We start from the raw sequence: 13,530 nt of genomic DNA, 5'->3' as shown, positions 1-13,530 counted from the left end.
ATGGCACCCGCGGTATTGGCGGAGCATTGCGTTTTTTAACGTTTGGGCGGAAGTTTCCGCAGGAGGCGATACGGCATGACAGAAGACACAATCGCGGCGATCGCGACGGCGATGGGCGAGAGCAGTATCGCCGTGATCCGGGTCAGCGGCCCCGAAGCGATCGCGAAGGTGGCGCCGCTGTTCCGGTCGAAAACCGATTTGCGCAAAGCGGAATCGCATACGATACACTATGGCAAAATTGTGGATCCGGCAAACGGGCAAGTGCTCGACGAAGTGCTGGTGTCGGTGATGAAAGGGCCGAGGTCGTTTACGGCCGAGGATGTGGTGGAGATCAGCACGCACGGCGGGATCGTGGCGGTGCAGGCGGTGCTGGCGCTCGTGCTGCGCAGCGGCGTGCGGCTGGCCGAGCCCGGAGAGTTCACGAAGCGGGCTTTTTTGAACGGACGCATTGACTTGACGCAGGCCGAAGCGGTGATGGACCTGATTCGGTCGAAGTCGGAACGGGCGTTCCAGGTGGCAAGACGGCAATCCGAGGGGGCGCTGTCGAAACGGATCGTTCCGCTGCGGACGAAGCTGATCGAACTGCTTGCGCATGTGGAGGTCAATATCGATTATCCGGAGCACGACGTCGCCGAGGTGACAGCCGGGATGATCCGGGAGCGCTGTACGGACGTGCTGAAGGAAGTCGAGCGGCTTCTGCAATTCGCAAATCAAGGCAAAATATTACGGGAAGGCATCGTCGCCGCGATCGTCGGCCGGCCGAATGCCGGCAAATCCTCCTTGCTCAACGCGCTGGCGCGGGAGAACAAGGCGATCGTAACCGATATTCCCGGCACGACTCGCGATATTATCGAGGAGTCGGTGTCGATTGCCGGCATTCCGTTGCGGTTGCTCGATACGGCCGGCATTCGGGAAACGAGCGACGTCGTGGAGAAAATCGGCGTCGAACGCTCGCGCGGGGCGTTGAACGAAGCGGATCTGATTTTGCTCGTGCTGAATTTCCATGAACCGCTCCATGAAGACGAATTGAAGCTTCTCGACGAGCTGAAGGACCGGCCGGTCATTATCGTCGTCAACAAAATCGATCTGGAAGGAAGGCTCGACACCGATTGGATCCGGCAGCGGTTCCCGGAAAAACGCATGGTCTATTTGTCTGCCAAGGAAGGGACCGGCCTTGAGGATTTGGAGCGGGCCGTGTCCGAGCTGTTTTTGAGCGGCGGCGTCGAGTCGGAGGATCTGACCTATGTAAGCAACGCCCGCCATATTTCGCTGCTTCATCGGGCTGCTTCTTCGCTGAAGGACGCGATTGGCGCCGCGGATTCGGGCGTGCCGGTCGATCTGATCCAGATCGACTTGGCTTCCGCATGGGAGACGCTAGGCGAGATCGTCGGCGATTCCGTCGGCGAGTCGCTGCTGGATCAAATTTTCTCTAAATTTTGTTTGGGCAAGTGATATAATGGTTAGCTAAAGGAGGCTCAGGCATGAGTTATCAAGCAGGAAATTACGACGTGGTGGTCGTCGGCGCCGGCCACGCGGGCTGCGAAGCCGCGCTGGCTGCGGCCCGGATGGGCTGCGAAACGCTGCTGCTGACGATCAATTTGGATATGGTCGCGTTTATGCCTTGCAACCCGTCTATCGGAGGTCCGGCCAAAGGCCACGTCGTCCGGGAAATCGACGCGCTCGGCGGCGAGATGGGACGCAATATCGATAAAACGTTCATTCAAATGCGGATGCTGAATACGGGCAAGGGGCCCGCCGTTCACGCGCTTCGCGCGCAAGCGGACAAGTTTCTGTATCAGCATACGATGAAAGAAACGATTGAGAAACAGGAGCGGCTTACGCTTCGTCAGGGAATGGTGGAGGAGCTGATCGTCGAAGACGGCGTCTGCCGCGGCGTCGTGACCAAGACCGGCGCGGAATACCGGGCCAAGACCGTCGTGCTGACGACGGGGACGTATTTGCGCGGCAAGGTCATTATCGGCGAGCTGATGTACGAGAGCGGACCCAACAACCAGCAGCCTTCCGTGAAGCTGTCGCAATCGCTTAAGGATCTCGGCTTCGAGCTGGTGCGGTTCAAGACGGGAACGCCGCCGCGAGTGCACAAGGATACGATCGACTTTTCCAAGACGGAAATTCAACCCGGCGATTCGAATCCGAAATACTTCTCGTTCGAGACGATTTACGAAGAACGGGAAAAGGAACAGCTGCCGTGCTGGCTGACGTACACGTCGGAAGAGACGCACCGCATCATCAACGAGAACCTGCATCGCGCGCCGATGTTTTCGGGTGCGATCGAAGGAACGGGACCGCGGTACTGCCCGTCGATCGAGGACAAGATCGTAAGGTTCGCCGACAAGCCGAAGCATCAGATTTTCCTCGAGCCGGAAGGCCGCCATACGAAGGAATATTATGTGCAGGGACTTTCCACGAGCATGCCGGAGGAAGTGCAATTGCAAATTCTTCGCTCCATTCCCGGCCTGGAAAACGTGAAAATGATGCGTACCGGCTATGCCATCGAATACGACGCGGTCGTGCCGACGCAGCTCTGGCCGTCGCTGGAGACGAAGCTGGTGCCCAACTTGTTCACCGCCGGGCAGATCAACGGCACATCCGGTTACGAGGAAGCGGCGGGCCAAGGCATTATCGCGGGCATTAACGCGGCGCGCAAGGCGAAAGGGCTGGAGCCGGTGATCATCAGCCGTTCCCAAGGGTATATCGGCGTCATGATCGACGATCTGGTGACGAAAGGTACCAACGAGCCTTACCGCCTGCTGACTTCGCGCGCGGAGTACCGTTTGCTGCTTCGCCACGACAATGCCGATCTGCGCCTCACTCCGCTCGGCTACGAGATTGGCTTGATTTCCGAGGAACGCTACCAAAGGTTTTTGAAAAAGAAACAACTGGTGGAGGCGGAGCTGGAAAGGCTGAAGGAAACGAAATTCCGCCCCGACGAGCAAGTGCAGGCGATGCTGGCGTCCGTCGGGTCCGCGCCGATCACGAACGCGGTCGACGGCCTGACGTTGCTGCGCCGCCCGGAAGTGACGTATGCGCATCTGGAAGCCCTGTCCCCGTCGCCTTACGATCTGACGGACGACATGAAGGAACAGGTGGAAATCCAGACGAAATACACCGGCTATATCGAAAAGCAGCTTCAGCAAGTGGAGCGGCTGGCGAAAATGGAGAAAAAGCGGATTCCCGAAGACATCGACTATTACAGCATCCACGGGCTGGCGACGGAAGCAAGGCAAAAACTCGACAAAATCCGTCCGATCTCGATCGGCCAGGCTTCCCGCATTTCCGGCGTGACGCCCTCGGATCTTTCGATTTTGCTCGTCCACTTGGAACACTACAATCGGGTAACGGCGGCTCGGGTGAAGCATGGATAATACGCAGATTTGGCTGAAGGATTGGGCTTCTGCAATCGGCATTGCGCTAAGCGATAACCAGTTGGAACAATTCGAGGCGTACTACCGGCTGCTGATCGAGTGGAACGAGAAGATGAACTTGACCGGCATTACGGAGCGGTCGGCCGTTTATGAGAAGCATTTTTACGACTCGCTAACCGTGTCGACCGTCGCCGATCTTTCCGGTTCGGTCAGCCTGGCCGATATCGGCTCCGGAGCCGGCTTTCCCTCGATTCCGCTTAAAATTGCGTTTCCGCGCATTCGGGTGACCATCGTCGACTCCTTAGCGAAGCGCATTCGTTTTTTGGAGGAAGTCGTCTCGTCGCTTGGCCTTGCGGATGTAACTTGCCTACACGGCAGGGCGGAGGATGTCGCTCGGCTGCCTGAGCACCGGGACCGGCACGATGTCGCAACGGCGCGCGCGGTCGCCCGCCTCGCGGGGCTCAACGAGCTTTGCCTTCCTTTTGTGAAACCGGGCGGCATCTTTGTAGCGATGAAGGGCTCCGACATTGCGGAAGAATTGGATGAGGGGCGGTTCAGCATCGAAAAGCTCAATGCGGCCGTTCACCAGACGAAACGCCTGGAGCTGCCCAACGAGCGTTCGGAACGCCACCTGATCGTCATGGTGAAAAAGGGGCCGACTCCGAAGGCGTATCCGCGCAAAGCCGGAATCCCGTTAAAGACGCCTTTGCTGCGAAACGCGATCCGTCTCTGATCCATTTCAAATCATAATGTTCCACGTGAAACAAAGAGATGCTATACTATTCTTGTTTCACGTGGAACATTTTTGTGTTTCCGAATCCAAATGCGAGTGGTTGTTCTTTTGGAGCAAGAGGCGCAAATCTTTTTGCCCCCGGCGATCCTTTAAGGGAGTAACGGACGAACCCTTCACGACGCGAAGGTATAGTCGTCCTGGACGGCATTCGGCAAAGACAAGCGGTTAGGGTTCTTTTCCATCGTTGCCGCGGAAACGGACGCGCTTCTTTCGGGAAAGCGGGAAAGAAGAAATGGCATAGCTGTGAAAGTTTTTTCACGAGCAGGAAAACGGCGCTTCGCATCGAATTAGTATAATTACGAACGGAGAGAAGCGACGTGCCGCATATGCGCCGGTCAGGCGCGGAAATGCGGCGCTTTTTCGTCACGATGCCAAGGTGTTCTGCGCCGGATTTCCCGCGAGCCGTTGTTTCCAACACCCAATAAGTTCCGCTTGTCTTGAATCTCCTATATAATACGAACGTGGTGGTAAAAAGAAGATGAGAGAACCGTTGTCGCGTCTTTTCGGCTTGTCGGATCGGAGCGGCCAGGAAGAAGTGAAACAAATACCCGTTTCGGACATCGTTCCGAGCCCGTACCAGCCCCGATCGATATTTGACGACGAACGAATCGATGAACTATGCCAGACGATCAAGACGCTCGGCGTCATTCAGCCGGTCGTCGTCCGTCAACGGAACGGCAAATACGAGCTGATCGCCGGAGAGCGCCGCTGGCGCGCCGTAGTCAAGCTCGGCATGGCCAATATTCCGGCTATCGTCCGGGAAATCAACGACTCGCAGGCGGCTTCGATGGCGTTGATCGAAAACCTTCAACGCGAAGGCTTGACGGCGATCGAAGAAGCGACAGCGTATCAGAAGCTGATGGATCTTCATCAGTTGACGCAGGAAAGCCTTGCGCAGCGGCTGGGCAAAAGCCAATCCACGATTGCCAATAAAATTCGTCTCCTTCAATTGGGCGACACCGTCAAACAGGCGCTCCTCGAACGCAAAATCACGGAGCGGCATGCGCGCGCCTTGTTGGCGCTGCCCGACGAAGAACTTCAAAACAAAGTGCTGCAGGAAATCATCGACAAAGAGTGGAACGTCAAGCAGACGGAAACAAGGATCGCGTTCCTTCTTCAGGCTAATCAGAAACCGAAGACGCGCAGAGTGTCTTTCACGAAGGACGTACGGCTTGCGCTAAATACGATCCGCCAGTCGGTGGAGATGGTGACCGGCTCCGGCATACCGATTAAAGCCAGCGAGCGGGATTGCGAGGACCATATCGAAATCGTCATCCATATACCGAAGCGTTAACGATCACCAACATCCATTCACATGCGGTGCCGTTTGCGGGCCGCTTTTTCTGTCGGCTTTCCCCTGCATGCAGGAGCAGTAAATATTGAGGTGAATGAGCTTGTCTAAAATTATCGCCATAGCCAACCAAAAAGGCGGTGTCGGCAAAACGACGACATCAGTCAATCTGGGCGCGTGTTTGTCGACATTGGGCCGTAAGGTGCTAATCGTTGATATCGATCCCCAAGGGAACACGACCAGCGGGGTCGGGATCAACAAGGCGGACGTCAACTATTGCATCTACGACATACTGATCAATGATGTTCATCCAAACCAGGCGATTGTAGAAACGGGGCTTCCCAACTTGAAGATCATTCCGGCGACGATCCAATTGGCCGGTGCGGAAATCGAGCTCGTTCCGACAATCTCAAGAGAGATCAGGCTGAAGAAGGCTCTGGCGCTGGTGCGCAATGATTACGATTATATTTTGATCGACTGTCCGCCGTCTCTCGGCATTTTGACCATCAATTCGCTGACGGCGGCGGATTCGGTGCTGATTCCGATCCAGTGCGAATATTACGCGTTGGAGGGGCTCAGCCAGCTGCTGAACACCATTCGGCTGGTGCAGAAGCATCTGAACACGTCGCTGCAAATCGAAGGCGTGCTGTGCACGATGTTCGACGCGCGGACGAATCTGGGCATCCAAGTCATCGAAGAGGTCAAAAAGTATTTTCAGCAAAAAGTTTACCAAACCATTATTCCCCGGAATATCCGACTGAGCGAAGCTCCTTCGCATGGTCAATCGATCATCACCTACGATCCCAAATCCAAAGGCGCCGAGGTTTATCTCGAATTGGCGAAGGAAGTGATAACGTATGAGCAAGCGGCTAGGTAAGGGTCTGGATGCCTTAATCACGTCTCTGTCCATCAATGAAGACGATAAAATCGTGGAAATTCCTCTTTCCCAGTTGCGGGCCAATCCTTATCAACCGCGCAAAACGTTTGACGAAAACGCGATTAAGGAGCTGGCCGAATCCATTCGGGAACATGGCGTCATTCAGCCGATCGTGGTGCGGGCGGCACTGCGCGGCTATGAGATTATAGCGGGGGAACGCCGGTTCCGCGCCTCGCAGATGCTGGGCAATCCGACGATTCCGGCCGTTGTCCGCACGTACAGCGATCAGCAGGTGATGGAAATCGCCCTGATCGAAAACCTGCAGCGCGAGGATCTGAACGCGATTGAGATCGCCGTTGCTTATCAAGCGATTATGGACCAGTTTTCGCTAACGCAAGAGGAGCTTTCCTTGAAGGTCGGGAAGTCCCGGTCGCATATCGCGAACTTTCTGCGGCTGCTGACGCTGCCGGATGAAATCAAGGAACATGTTTCACGTGGAACATTAAGCATGGGACATGCCAGGGCGCTCGCCGGCGTCAAAGAAGACGCTAAACGAAAAGAGCTGGCGAAACTGGCCGTCGACCATGCGTGGAGCGTGCGCCAGCTGGAAGACGCCGTTCAGCAGCTGGACGTCAAGGGGAAAGGCAAGGCAAAGCCGAAGGCGAAAAAACGCGATCCGTACATTGACGAGCTGGAAGAGAGGCTTCGGGAAAAATTCAAGACGACGGTGCGGATCAAAGCGAACAAGGATAAAGGGCGCATCGAATTGGTTTATTTCAACAAAAGCGATCTGGAGCGGATTTTGGAAATTCTTCAGGCGTTGGCATAATGACAATCGGATGGCATACCCAAGTTGTAATCTTTCCTCCGAAAGATTAAACTGAGGTATGCTATCCTTGCGTCAGGATGACGATGAAGGGGAATAAAATGGATAAACCGATCATTTATATGGACAACGCAGCCACCTCCTGGCCAAAGCCGCCGCAGGTCATGGAAGCGATGGAACGGAGCATGAGAGAAGCCGCCGCCAACCCGGGAAGGGGAGGCCACGAGATGTCGGTGCGGGCGAGCAGGGTTCTGTTCGAGGGACGCAAGGCGCTCGCGAAGCTGTTTCGTATCGCGAATCCGAACGATATCGCGTTTACGTTGAATACGACGCATGCCCTGAACATGGCGCTGACCGGAATGCTCCGGCCGGGCGACCATGTCGTGACGACGTCGGTCGAGCACAATTCCGTGCGCAGGCCGCTGGAAGCGTTGAAACGAAAGCTGGGAATCAAGGTGACGTACGTCGCCACCGATGCGCGGGGGGTTCTGGACCTTAACAAGCTGCGCGATGCGGTTCGGCCGGATACCCGGCTGATTGTCGCCGGACACAGTTCGAACCTGTTCGGCACGATTTTGCCGATCGGCGAAATCGGCGCAATCGCGCGCAAGCATGGGGCGAAGCTGCTCGTCGATGCCGCGCAAAGCGCCGGCGTGCTGGAAATCGACGTGGGGGCGATGGGGATCGATCTGCTTGCTTTTCCGGGCCATAAAGGGCTCTTGGGGCCGCAGGGGACCGGGGGGCTGTACATTCACCCCGAGCTGGATCTGGAGCCGCTTATGCAAGGCGGAACGGGCAGCCGCTCCGAATCTCCGGAGCAGCCGGCGGTCCGCCCGGACCGGTATGAGGCCGGCACGCCGAATACGGTCGGAATCGCGGGGCTTGCCGCAGGGGTCCGGTTCGTGCTTGAGGAGACGACAGCCCGCATTCATGCCCGCGAGCTTGCGCTGACGCGGCAGTTGATGGAGGGGCTGCAATCGGTTCCCGGCGTGACGTTGCTCGGGCCGGATATCCATACGGAGAGGACGGCGATCGTCTCGTTTCTGCTGGAAGGAGCGGACCCGTCCGAAGTCGCGTTTCTGCTGGACCGGCAATTCGGCATCGCCGTCCGTGCCGGATTCCATTGCACGCCGCTGGGGCATGAGAGCGCCGGGACGCTGGAAACGGGGGCCGTTCGCGCCAGCCCGGGATATTTCACGACCGAATCGGAAATCGTATCCTTGGTCGATGCGGTAAACCAAATATCGGTCATGCTGCGAAACAAATAAATACATCTACATCGATTGGATAGCATGGGGGAGACAAGCATGTTCGGGCTGGATGAGGAGTTTTGGTTGGGTATTGTGGCATTGGAAGGCCTGTTGTCCGTCGTTGCGCTGATCGGCTTGATCGTGCTGGGAAGCAAGGTTCGCAAGCTGCGGAAAGCGCATCGCCAGCTTGTGGGAGAGACGGGCGTGCCGGCGTTGGAAGACGTGCTTGAATTGCTGCATCGGCAAGTGAGCGATGTCCGGCAGCGTCAGGACGAACTGAACGATCGCCTGGCCAAACAAGACAAACGCCTGGCCTCGCTCAAGGGGCAGGTCGGCGTTCATCGGTTCAATGCGTTTTCGGATACGGGCAGCGATTTGAGCTTCTCCGTGGCGATTGTCAACGATCAGCAGGACGGCGTTGTCATTACGGGCATTCACAGCCGAGATCAGGCTTTTTTGTATGCCAAGCCGCTCGACAAAGGCCAATCGGCGTACATGCTTACACCGGAAGAGAAAACCGCTATCATTCAGGCAATGCAAAAGGAATAGATTCCGTTCTCGCTGAGCGGATCGAGTCCAGAATGCTCTGGGCGATCACGTCGGACATCTTCATCACCAGGTTCAGACGGGTGTTCTGCAGCACGAAGTACTCCATAAAGCCGCCGACGTTCACGATGCCGGTGATATGAATATCGCCGACGGGAGGAAGCTCTTTGTTGACGCCCGCTCCGGGGTGAACGGGACCTAATCCGAACTGAATGCAGCCGACGCTGGAAACTTGTCCGAGACATGCATCCACGGCAATGACAAACGGATTGCGGGAAGCGCCCTTGATGCGAAGCAGCGTGTCGTTCAAGTTCATGGCATGGACGGGTTCGTCCAAGGTGCCGTACAATTCGAATTTGGGGTTCGGTTCCCGAGAAAGCAGACTGCCGACAAGAGGGCCGAGGGAATCGCCCGTCGAGCGGTCTGTGCCGACGCAGACGACGGCGATAGGCCTGTCCGGCGGCAGTTGCTTCAATTGGCTTCCTATCCGTTCCGTCAGCTTGCGAAGAACGGTAGGGTCGTGGTAATGGATTTTTAAAGAGAGCGCAGCCGGATCAACCGTTGAATGCTGCCGCTTCTCCCAAGCGCCGTTCATTCGTCTGCTTCGCCTCCTCCCATAAGTTGTTATTAGTATATGGACGCAGCCATGCTTTTATACTCATTGGAAAAGCCGGCGAGCGATTAATAGGAGAAAGGTGCCGAAACGCTATGAATCCGATCTTGATCGCATTCGATTCCACTCAGCAGGCGCTGAGAGCGGAGATGCTGCTGGAATACGCCGACGTGGAGATAGATATCCGTCCCACGCCGAAAGAGATTACGGCCGGCTGCGCCTTGTCCATCGAATTTTCCGAAGAGGCGCTGGATACGGTCCGGCAAGTGATCGTAAACGAGCAGGTGGAAATCCGGGGGCTATTCCGTCCCGCAGCGGAGGGCGGTTACGAACAAATCATGTAGGAGCGGAGGGATCGATCGATGACTGCGGCAAATGATTGGGAACAGACGCTGGCGGACAACACCGGTCTTTGGCAGCAATTCGTGGAAGGCATCTGGGCGACGGTCACCGATACCTCGATGTGGATGGCGGCATTGGAAGTGCTGCTGCGAATCGTGATGATTCTGGTGATCAGCCGGATCGCCCGCATTATGGTCAACCGGATCATCGACCAGTTTACGCACGCGCGCTCCGCCAAGCGGCTGAAAATCCGCACGCGGCGCGTGCAAACCGTAGGCAAGCTGCTCAAAAACACGGCCGGCTACGCCATCAACTTCATTGTGATTCTGCTTATTTTGAGCGAATTCCATATCAGTCTCGGACCGCTGCTTGCGGGGGCCGGGGTCGTCGGGCTTGCGATCGGCTTTGGAGCGCAGAGTCTGGTGAAGGACATCATATCCGGCTTCTTCATCATTTTGGAGGATCATTTTTCCGTAGGCGACGTGATCGAAACGGGAAAATTCAAGGGCACCGTGGAAATGATAGGCCTGCGTTCGACGAGAATCCGCAACTGGACGGGCGAAGTGCATATCATTCCGAACGGATCGATTGTGGATGTAACCAATTATTCGGTTCACGAATCGCTGGCCGTCGTCGATTTTTCGGTTGCGGCCACCGATTCGCTGGATGAGGCGACGGACACGATCCGCAGCGTCCTCAACCGCTTTGAAGACCCGAACGTCATCGGCAAGCCGGAGCTGCTGGGCGTTCAATCGATGGGCGCAAGCGATGTTGTCCTGCGGATTACGGCCGTATGCAAACCGAACACGCAAGGCTCCGTCTCCAGACGGCTTAACGCCGAATTGAAAAAAGCGTTCGAGGCGGCGGAAAATCCGCGTTATTTTTCGCGCGAGGCAAGCGAACGGGTGGTGGGGTAAATGGATAAAAAAGTATTTCAGCTCGGCGATGTCGTTCAGATGAAAAAGCCGCATCCATGCGGGGCGAACGAAATGGAAATTATTCGCATGGGGATGGATATCCGGATCAAGTGCGTGAAGTGCAAGCACAGCATTTTGCTACCCCGTGCCAAATTTGAGAAAAGTATGAAAAAAGTGCTCCGCTCGGGCGGCGGCGAAACGGCGGCGGAAACGGAAAAATAGCCGCGAAAACAGTTGCAAGACGGACAAGAATATGATATGATAACTCCTGTTGCGGAGAGGTACCCAAGTGGTCCAAGGGGGTTGACTCGAAATCAACTAGGCGTCGCAAGGCGTGCGTGGGTTCGAATCCCACCCTCTCCGCCACCGACGATCATCAGGAGAAATGCGGCTCGACACGAGCTGTTTTTTATTTTCCATATCGACATCGACGAAGAGAGCCGCTTCCGATCCGCCGGGGCGGTTGTTTTTTGCTTAAATGACAAAGGACCCCGTTAAGGGGCCCTTCGGGCGACGATTGATGTTGAAGCCGTTGCCGAAACGTTGCCTTTTCGTGAAGACCGCGACATCCGGAACGAACCGGACGGTTTTGGCATAAGCGGCTGTGCGTCCTTTGAGATGCGCAGCCGTTTGAGCCCGGTCGTTCACCAGCGATTCGGATTGCAGGGCCCTTTAGGGCTTAGGTGTTGCCTAGAACGTGTCTTTGGCGCAACACTCCCGTCCTACTCCGTTTGGTACGAGCTTTCCTCCGGCTTGCCTGTTGACGGCTGTTGCCTGAATGGGTTCAATGGAACCACACCTCTCTGTTCGTCGCCGACAGTTAGAGTGTCCCGAATCGATTTTCTTTATTCCTTCGCCGTGAAAAATAACGAAATCCCATAAGACGTCATCGTTCGAATCTTTTCCACTTGCGGTTTTTGTTCGCGGTATCGGGGAACCGCTCGCCCTTTTTCAGATGCACGCGTTTCGGATTTTGTATGCCGGTATGAAACGACGCTTCGCCCACTTCAATATACACGCCTTCGTTGGGCGCGCGGTCGCCGGGCTCGAATTCGCTCCATTCACCCATCGGGCTCACCTCCGACCGTTAGTGTTCCGCCAAATGCGGCAAGCCTATTCGGGTCCGGAAACAAGCCGGCCGCCGGCAGCTTGCGCATTCGGGTTTATAGCAATCTCTTGAGATTTTATCGGTGTTGTGTTACTCTGATTAGGTATGCGATTTCGGTTTTAGCCATCGTGTACTCCTTGCTCCTCGGCCGCATAACGCGGTATGCCAAGCGGGGGGCCAAAGACCAAAAGGAGGTAGAAGGAACATGCGCAAATACGAGTTGATGTACATCATCCGCCCGGACGTGGACCAAGAAGCCGTTCCTGCTGTCACGGAGAAATTCCAAAGCATCATCACGAGCGGCGGCGGCGAGATCCTGAAAGCGGAAGCGCCGAAGAAGCAGCGCCTCGCTTACGAGATCAAGAAGTACCGCGAAGGCACGTATGTGCTGGTTCAGTTTTCGGCGCCTGCTTCGGTTGTGGCCGAACTGGAACGCGTCCTGAAGATTACGGACGAAGTCATTCGCCACATCATTGTCAAAGACGTCGTTGCTTGATTGAACACTGCACGACAGCCTGGCGGCAACCCGCCTGAGCCGTCATGAGTAGGGGGGAATCCACCGTGTTGAACCGGGTCATTCTGATCGGACGCCTGACCAGGGATCCCGAACTCCGTTATACGCCTTCGGGCGTGGCCGTTGCCCAATTTACGCTTGCGGTTGACCGCCCGTTTTCCCGCGATCAGGGAGAACGCGAAGCGGATTTCATCCCGATCGTAACGTGGCGCCAACTGGCCGAAACCTGCGCGAATTACCTTCGGAAGGGCCGTCTGGCCGCCGTGGAAGGGCGCATTCAAGTGCGCAACTACGAAAACAACGAAGGCCGCCGGGTATACGTAACGGAAGTGATTGCGGACAACGTCCGTTTTCTCGAATCGCCGAACCGCGAGAGCGGCGGACAGGGACGGGACGATTTCGGAGCCGGATCGGGAACTTACGGCGGGTATGGCGGCGGAAACCGCGGGAGCTTCGGTTCGCGCGGCGGCAACAGCGGTGACCCGTTTGCTGATGACGGCAAGCCGATTGATATATCGGACGATGATTTGCCATTCTAAGACAGGAAGGACGGAGAAAACGTGAGCGAACAACAACAAACTGCACAAGCTGCTCGTGAAGAGCGCGCACCCCGCGAAAATCGCGCTGCCGGAGGCGAAGGCCGCGAACAACGCGAACCCCGCAAATTCCGCCGCGGCCGCAACAAGCGCCGCAAAGTGTGCTACTTCACGGTGAATAAAATCACGCACATCGATTACAAAGACCTGGACTTGCTCCGCAAGTTCATCAGCGAGCGCGGCAAAATCCTGCCCCGCCGCGTAACCGGTACGAAGGCGAAGTACCAACGCATGCTGACGGTCGCGGTTAAGCGCGCCCGCCAAATGGCGCTTCTGCCTTACACCACCGAGTAATCGGCGATCATGCGGACCCCTTCGGAATGTTCTGCGCATTCCGGAGGGGTTTTTGATTTTTCCATTCCTGCATGGTACTGGCGGCTTCGGGCCTCGAACGAAAATCACGGAGCGAAACATGGTGAGACATCGCACGCTCATGTTATAATGAAACGGCCGGAGCAAGGTTGGCTTCGG

16 protein-coding genes and 1 tRNA gene are annotated in these 13,530 nt (G+C 56.3%); 15 read left to right on the top strand and 2 right to left on the bottom strand.

Annotated features, from left to right (window positions below):
• The first annotated feature begins 75 nt into the window (after window positions 1–75).
• The 8 genes from mnmE to F560_RS0106850 all read left to right on the top strand — a co-directional run bounded on the left by mnmE (window position 76) and on the right by F560_RS0106850 (window position 8,972).
• Complete coding sequence (mnmE, locus tag F560_RS0106885) at window positions 76–1,452, top strand: tRNA uridine-5-carboxymethylaminomethyl(34) synthesis GTPase MnmE (protein ID WP_019004985.1); 1,377 nt, start codon at window positions 76–78, stop codon at window positions 1,450–1,452.
• A 29-nt stretch (window positions 1,453–1,481) separates the two neighbouring features.
• On the top strand, window positions 1,482–3,386 hold the full coding sequence (gene mnmG, locus F560_RS0106880) for a tRNA uridine-5-carboxymethylaminomethyl(34) synthesis enzyme MnmG (protein ID WP_019004984.1): 1,905 nt from the start codon (window positions 1,482–1,484) through the stop codon (window positions 3,384–3,386).
• Window positions 3,379–4,119: a 16S rRNA (guanine(527)-N(7))-methyltransferase RsmG gene (gene rsmG / locus F560_RS0106875; protein ID WP_019004983.1), complete on the top strand. Its 741-nt coding sequence runs from the start codon at window positions 3,379–3,381 to the stop codon at window positions 4,117–4,119. Before mnmG ends, rsmG begins: the two co-directional genes overlap by 8 nt.
• Before the next feature lie 538 nt (window positions 4,120–4,657).
• Window positions 4,658–5,473 (top strand): nucleoid occlusion protein, encoded by an 816-nt coding sequence (noc, locus tag F560_RS0106870; RefSeq protein ID WP_019004982.1) that lies wholly within the window; start codon window positions 4,658–4,660, stop codon window positions 5,471–5,473.
• Between the two features lie 100 nt (window positions 5,474–5,573).
• The gene (locus tag F560_RS0106865; RefSeq protein ID WP_026298137.1) at window positions 5,574–6,347 is read left to right on the top strand and encodes a ParA family protein; all 774 of its coding nucleotides are present in this window, start codon (window positions 5,574–5,576) and stop codon (window positions 6,345–6,347) included.
• Complete coding sequence (locus tag F560_RS0106860; RefSeq protein ID WP_019004980.1) at window positions 6,328–7,176, top strand: ParB/RepB/Spo0J family partition protein; 849 nt, start codon at window positions 6,328–6,330, stop codon at window positions 7,174–7,176. Before F560_RS0106865 ends, F560_RS0106860 begins: the two co-directional genes overlap by 20 nt.
• Window positions 7,177–7,274: 98 nt before the next feature.
• On the top strand, window positions 7,275–8,441 hold the full coding sequence (locus F560_RS0106855; RefSeq protein ID WP_019004979.1) for an aminotransferase class V-fold PLP-dependent enzyme: 1,167 nt from the start codon (window positions 7,275–7,277) through the stop codon (window positions 8,439–8,441).
• Window positions 8,442–8,480: 39 nt separating this feature from the next.
• Window positions 8,481–8,972, top strand: a complete 492-nt coding sequence (locus tag F560_RS0106850; protein WP_019004978.1) for a DUF4446 family protein — start codon at window positions 8,481–8,483, stop codon at window positions 8,970–8,972.
• Here the strand turns inward: F560_RS0106850 and yyaC are convergent.
• On the bottom strand, window positions 8,947–9,564 hold the full coding sequence (gene yyaC, locus F560_RS0106845) for a spore protease YyaC (protein WP_019004977.1): 618 nt from the start codon (window positions 9,562–9,564) through the stop codon (window positions 8,947–8,949). The two genes, F560_RS0106850 and yyaC, sit on opposite strands and share 26 nt — an antisense overlap.
• A gap of 113 nt (window positions 9,565–9,677) precedes the next feature.
• Between yyaC and F560_RS0106840 the strand changes: the two genes are divergently transcribed.
• The 4 genes from F560_RS0106840 (at window position 9,678) to F560_RS0106825 (ending at window position 11,207) form a co-directional block, all read left to right on the top strand.
• Window positions 9,678–9,926 carry a putative Se/S carrier protein gene (locus F560_RS0106840; protein WP_019004976.1) on the top strand — a complete coding sequence of 83 codons (249 nt, stop codon included), beginning with the start codon at window positions 9,678–9,680 and terminating at the stop codon, window positions 9,924–9,926.
• Between the two features lie 18 nt (window positions 9,927–9,944).
• Complete coding sequence (locus tag F560_RS0106835) at window positions 9,945–10,841, top strand: mechanosensitive ion channel family protein (RefSeq protein WP_019004975.1); 897 nt, start codon at window positions 9,945–9,947, stop codon at window positions 10,839–10,841.
• On the top strand, window positions 10,842–11,063 hold the full coding sequence (locus F560_RS0106830) for a DUF951 domain-containing protein (protein WP_019004974.1): 222 nt from the start codon (window positions 10,842–10,844) through the stop codon (window positions 11,061–11,063). It begins immediately after the preceding gene.
• 53 nt (window positions 11,064–11,116) lie between these two features.
• Window positions 11,117–11,207, top strand: a tRNA-Ser gene (locus F560_RS0106825).
• 520 nt (window positions 11,208–11,727) lie between these two features.
• On the opposite strand, the gene F560_RS0106815 is transcribed toward F560_RS0106825, so the two are convergent.
• Window positions 11,728–11,910, bottom strand: a complete 183-nt coding sequence (locus F560_RS0106815; protein WP_019004972.1) for a YjzC family protein — start codon at window positions 11,908–11,910, stop codon at window positions 11,728–11,730.
• 244 nt (window positions 11,911–12,154) lie between these two features.
• On the opposite strand from F560_RS0106815, the gene rpsF reads away from it, so the two are divergent.
• The 3 genes from rpsF to rpsR all read left to right on the top strand — a co-directional run bounded on the left by rpsF (window position 12,155) and on the right by rpsR (window position 13,353).
• On the top strand, window positions 12,155–12,445 hold the full coding sequence (gene rpsF, locus F560_RS0106810) for a 30S ribosomal protein S6 (protein WP_019004971.1): 291 nt from the start codon (window positions 12,155–12,157) through the stop codon (window positions 12,443–12,445).
• Between the two features lie 65 nt (window positions 12,446–12,510).
• A complete protein-coding gene (gene ssb, locus F560_RS0106805; RefSeq protein WP_019004970.1) occupies window positions 12,511–13,002 on the top strand; it encodes a single-stranded DNA-binding protein in 492 nt (163 codons plus the stop codon).
• A 21-nt stretch (window positions 13,003–13,023) separates the two neighbouring features.
• Complete coding sequence (gene rpsR / locus F560_RS0106800; RefSeq protein WP_019004969.1) at window positions 13,024–13,353, top strand: 30S ribosomal protein S18; 330 nt, start codon at window positions 13,024–13,026, stop codon at window positions 13,351–13,353.
• Window positions 13,354–13,530: the final 177 nt, after the last annotated feature.

The sequence above is a fragment of the Cohnella laeviribosi DSM 21336 genome (genome assembly GCF_000378425.1).
Taxonomy (GTDB): Bacteria; Bacillota; Bacilli; order Paenibacillales; family Paenibacillaceae; genus Cohnella; species Cohnella laeviribosi.
The sequence above is the reverse complement of the archived record's forward strand: the minus strand, read 5'-3'. Positions and strand labels throughout refer to the sequence as shown.

What these genes read in the sequence shown, in the direction of transcription:
- noc (WP_019004982.1), top strand. Translation starts at nt 4,658, where the DNA reads ATGAGAGAACCGTTGTCGCGTCTTTTCGGCTTGTCGGATCGGAGCGGC.
- rpsF (WP_019004971.1), top strand. Translation starts at nt 12,155, where the DNA reads ATGCGCAAATACGAGTTGATGTACATCATCCGCCCGGACGTGGACCAA.
- F560_RS0106860 (WP_019004980.1), top strand. Translation starts at nt 6,328, where the DNA reads ATGAGCAAGCGGCTAGGTAAGGGTCTGGATGCCTTAATCACGTCTCTG.
- rsmG (WP_019004983.1), top strand. Translation starts at nt 3,379, where the DNA reads ATGGATAATACGCAGATTTGGCTGAAGGATTGGGCTTCTGCAATCGGC.
- F560_RS0106855 (WP_019004979.1), top strand. Translation starts at nt 7,275, where the DNA reads ATGGATAAACCGATCATTTATATGGACAACGCAGCCACCTCCTGGCCA.
- mnmE (WP_019004985.1), top strand. Translation starts at nt 76, where the DNA reads ATGACAGAAGACACAATCGCGGCGATCGCGACGGCGATGGGCGAGAGC.
- F560_RS0106830 (WP_019004974.1), top strand. Translation starts at nt 10,842, where the DNA reads ATGGATAAAAAAGTATTTCAGCTCGGCGATGTCGTTCAGATGAAAAAG.
- F560_RS0106815 (WP_019004972.1), bottom strand. Translation starts at nt 11,910, where the DNA reads ATGGGTGAATGGAGCGAATTCGAGCCCGGCGACCGCGCGCCCAACGAA.
- F560_RS0106840 (WP_019004976.1), top strand. Translation starts at nt 9,678, where the DNA reads ATGAATCCGATCTTGATCGCATTCGATTCCACTCAGCAGGCGCTGAGA.
- mnmG (WP_019004984.1), top strand. Translation starts at nt 1,482, where the DNA reads ATGAGTTATCAAGCAGGAAATTACGACGTGGTGGTCGTCGGCGCCGGC.
- F560_RS0106850 (WP_019004978.1), top strand. Translation starts at nt 8,481, where the DNA reads ATGTTCGGGCTGGATGAGGAGTTTTGGTTGGGTATTGTGGCATTGGAA.
- yyaC (WP_019004977.1), bottom strand. Translation starts at nt 9,564, where the DNA reads ATGAACGGCGCTTGGGAGAAGCGGCAGCATTCAACGGTTGATCCGGCT.
- F560_RS0106835 (WP_019004975.1), top strand. Translation starts at nt 9,945, where the DNA reads ATGACTGCGGCAAATGATTGGGAACAGACGCTGGCGGACAACACCGGT.